Below are 255 nucleotides of genomic sequence, written 5' to 3' on the forward strand. Positions count from 1 at the left end.
TAAATAGACCTAAACGGACAAACACTTACCCCAAAATGAACAAAATAAACTTGAGAAATGACGACCTTGAAGTGTTTTTACACGTCGTCGACAGAAACAATTTCTCTGCCGCAGCACGAGACCTACACATACTCCCCAAGATGGTGAGCAAGCAGATAGCCAGGCTGGAAACTGCACTTGGCACTACACTTTTTGAAAGAAACACCCGTAATCTACGTATTACAGACGAGGGCAGAGCTATAGCTGAGAGGGCTC

Annotated in this window: 1 protein-coding gene; it reads left to right on the forward strand. The window is 44.7% G+C overall.

All coding sequences use genetic code 11. The features are described from left to right. Nucleotides 1–35 precede the first annotated feature (35 nt). On the forward strand, nt 36–255 hold a 220-nt coding region (locus tag J1785_RS00075; RefSeq protein WP_217192073.1), incomplete at its 3' end, for a helix-turn-helix domain-containing protein.

Origin of the sequence: Rahnella perminowiae, assembly GCF_019049755.1 — a bacterium.
In the GTDB taxonomy this organism is placed as follows: Bacteria; Pseudomonadota; Gammaproteobacteria; order Enterobacterales; family Enterobacteriaceae; genus Rahnella; species Rahnella perminowiae.